The 3,651-nt window shown below is 61.5% G+C and carries 2 protein-coding genes and 1 pseudogene; all 3 read left to right on the top strand.

Going from position 1 to position 3,651, the window contains the following annotated elements; translation table 11 throughout:
* Positions 1 to 892: pseudogene (locus tag UP10_RS45490) on the top strand (ATP-binding protein); the annotation flags it as partial.
* A 218-nt stretch (positions 893 to 1,110) separates the two neighbouring features.
* Entirely contained in the window at positions 1,111 to 1,893 is a 783-nt protein-coding gene (locus tag UP10_RS32165) for an SDR family oxidoreductase (protein WP_044591221.1), read from the top strand.
* Between the two features lie 161 nt (positions 1,894 to 2,054).
* A complete protein-coding gene (locus UP10_RS32170) occupies positions 2,055 to 3,446 on the top strand; it encodes a mercuric reductase (RefSeq protein ID WP_044591222.1) in 1,392 nt (463 codons plus the stop codon).
* Positions 3,447 to 3,651 lie beyond the last annotated feature (205 nt).

Genomic DNA, 3,651 nt, shown 5'->3' on the forward strand with positions numbered 1-3,651 from the left:
CCATGCCATGTTGGGAAGGGCGCTGCAGGTTACCGGTGACCTTGCGGGTTCGCGTGCGGAGCTCGATTCCCTGATGCGGATATTATCGCAATCCCATCGTGGACCGGTCCTCCTCAGCTACGATCCCCACTACCATTCGTATATCGCACTGGCGCGGACCCTTTGGCTGCAAGGTTATCCGACCCAGGCGCTGGAACTCGCACGCCAGGGGGTCGAAGCCTCCGAAGCCATGGGCCATCCGGCAGCGTTGGCGCTGGTTTTGGCCGGCGCGGCGTCGGTTTTTCTCTGGGCTGGCGATCTCGATAATGCCCAATACCACACCGATTTGTCGCTTTCGCATGCCGAAGCCAATGCCTTGGGGCCTCTTGTAGCGATCGGACAGGGTCGCAAGGCAGAGTTGGCGATTCTGCGCGGCAACACCAAAGCGGGCGTCAAGGATCTGCAGGCAACGCTCGAGCGCCTGCACGCGGCGCGACATGAGGTGCTCACCACGGAGTTCAACATTGCAGTCGCTCAAGGACTGGCCGCGCTTGGACGGCCAGATGAAGGCAAGGCGCTGATCGACGAGAGTATTCGGCAAGTCGAAGTCAGTGGCGAGATGTTCTATATGCCGGAACTGCTGCGCATAAAGGGCGGGCTTCTCCTATCGATGGAGAAACCCGACGTCCGCGAGGTGGAGACCTGCTTCAACGAGTCGCTTGTATTGAGCCGACGTCAAGGTGTGCGTGCCTGGGAATTGCGTACCGCGAGGGACCTCGCGAAGCATTTGGCCGACCAAGGACAGTCCAAAAACGGACGGACGCTACTGCAGTCGGTCTACGCGGAGTTCAAGGAAGGATTTGAGACGGCGGACCTCAAAGCCGCCGAAGCGCTGCTCACCACGTTGAGGTGATTTCACTACGACTCTCAACCTGCCTCCAGCAAGCAGAGATCGCTTCGTAATCCCGTCACCCGACTGTTTGCGCTCGTTCTTTTGCGCCAGCGGAAGCGTTTTGCCCGTCATTTTTTCGGACTGCTTGCAGCAGCTAACGCCTGCTAACGACCCATAACGGGTAATTTCCTCAGATCGGCGCGAAGGTGAGGCCACATCAAGTCATCAAGGAGGTAATCATGAAACTCACAGGTAAGAAGGCTCTCATCACTGGCGGAAACAGCGGCATCGGCCTGGCGACCGCCCGTCTTTTCGTTGCAGAAGGCGCTGAAGTCGCGATTACCGGCCGGGACCAGAAGACGCTGGATGAAGCAGTCGCCGAACTGGGACCCAACGTGCGCGGCTACCGCGCCGACGTTACCGTGGCGGACGATCGCAAGCAGCTCTTCGCGGATATTGCCAAGGATTTCGGCAAGCTGGACGTCGTCTTCGCCAATGCCGGAATTAGCGGCAGGACGCCCACCGGCGCTACGGACGAAGCAGCGTTTGAGAATATCGTCCGCACCAACCTGAATGGCGCATTCTTCACCATCAACTCCGCTGCTTCTCTGTTGAACGACAACGCCAGCATCATCTTCAACGGATCGGTGCACAACTATATGGGCCAGGCCGGCCTAGCGGCCTATGCGGCCACCAAGGGCGGGGTGGTCTCCATGGCGCGTGCGATCGCTGCCGACTTTGCGCCGCGCAACATTCGCGTCAATGTCGTCGCACCCGGAGCGACAAAAACTCCCATCTGGAAGCGCGGGTCTCGCGCCTCGATGTCGGCTGAACAGTCCGCCAAGCTGGCTGATACGTACTCCTCGACGGTTCCTCTGGGTCGATGGGGCGAACCTGAAGAACTCGCGAAGGCCGTGCTTTTCCTGGCTTCCGAGGATTCGTCGTACATCAATGCGGTCGAGCTGATCGTGGACGGCGGATTAACGGGTGCTCCCTTCGGAGCGCCCATTCTTCGCGGCTAGGTCTCGCCGAAATCCGAGTTTGCCGCAAACTAGAAAGATGATCTGCGGCCTCATTCCTTCGTGGATAGAACCGCGACGGCGATCCCCACAGAACACAGGAGGTACCCATGAGCAGCAATGAAGTCAGTAGTAACGACGCACCGAGAAACATGGAGATGAAGATGGCTCAAGCAGAACATTTTGACGTGCTGGTTCTCGGAAGCGGACCGGGCGGAAATCTACTCGCGTGGCACTCGGCGCCCACCGGGCAACGAGTGGCCGTGGTCGAGCGGCGGTATATCGGAGGTTCATGCCCCAACATCGCCTGCATGCCCAGCAAGAACGAGGTCTGGAGCGCGCGCATCGCCCATCTGGCCCGGCACGCGGCGCAGTTTGGCTCAATCACCGGCCCGGTCACGATCGACATGGTGAAGGTGCGCCAGCGCAAGCGCGACATGGTCGAACGAGAGGTCGTGGACCACATTACGCCCTTCAAGTCGAGCGGCGCCGAACTGGTCATGGGCAGCGGAACCTTCGTGGCGCCGAAGACGCTAGAGGTCCGGCTGAACGACGGCGGTATGCGGCGGCTGACCGGCGACAAGGTCATCATCGATGTCGGTTCGCATGCGGCGATACCGAGCATTCCCGGCCTCGCGGAAGCCCACCCGCTCACGCATATCGAGGCACTTGAGCTGGATGCGGTGCCCTCGCATCTGATTGTGCTCGGTGGCGGCTATGTCGGTCTGGAACTGGCGCAGGCCTACCGCCGCTTCGGCAGCCAGGTCACGGTCATCGAGGCCGGCTCTCAGCTCATGAGCCGCGAGGATTCAGGCGTCGCGGACACTATGCAGCGGATCCTGCGCGAGGAAGGCGTTCGGCTTCTGCTGTCTGCCACCACACTGAGCGTGAGCGGCCGCTCCGGCGGCGAAGTGACCCTCGCCGTCCGCACGCCGACCGGCGATGAGAAGCTCCAAGGAAGCCATATCCTCGTCGCGGCAGGGCGCGTGCCCAATACGGCCGGAATCGGACTTGAGGAAGCCGGCGTCGAACTGGACGCGCGCGGCTACATCCGCGTCAACGACCGGCTTGAAACAACCGTGCCAAATGTCTGGGCTGTCGGTGACTGTGCCGGCAGCCCGCAGTTCACGCACGTCTCGGTCGACGATTTCCGCATCATCGCGGACAACCTGACCGGCGGTACGCGCAGCACGGGTGACCGGCTGGTGCCGTACTGCGTGTTCACCGATCCGCCGCTCGCCCATGTCGGACTGAGCGAACGCGACGCGCAACACATGGGCGTTGCGGTGCGCGTCGCCTCGCTGCCGATGGAGGCCGTGCTGCGAACCCACACAACAGGAGAAACCTCCGGCTTCATGAAGGTTCTCGTCGGCGCAAGCGACGATCTCGTTCTTGGCTTCACGATGATCGGGTCTGAGGCCGGCGAGGTCATGGCCGTGATGCAAACGGCGATGCTCGCGCGACTACCCTACACGACCCTGCGCGACGCCGTCATCGCGCATTTGACGGTGGCTGAAGGACTGGGGCAGCTAATGGCGAACGTGCCGCCTCGTTGAGGGATGATGGATATCGGCATCCAGATGGTTCGATAGGCAAGCTTGCGGACAGAGTCGCCGTTTGGCGGTGGTGACGTTGGTGGTGGCACCGTGCTGATGAAGCGTTGGGTGCTGAGAAAGGCGCTCACATTGGTGCCGAATTAGGTGCGCCCGCGGGGATCGCGTGCGCCGACGAAGTGACGGAACGATGTCGCCTAATGGGCAC

It is taken from the genome of Bradyrhizobium sp. LTSPM299 (assembly GCF_000938235.1).
Classification (GTDB): domain Bacteria; phylum Pseudomonadota; class Alphaproteobacteria; order Rhizobiales; family Xanthobacteraceae; genus Bradyrhizobium.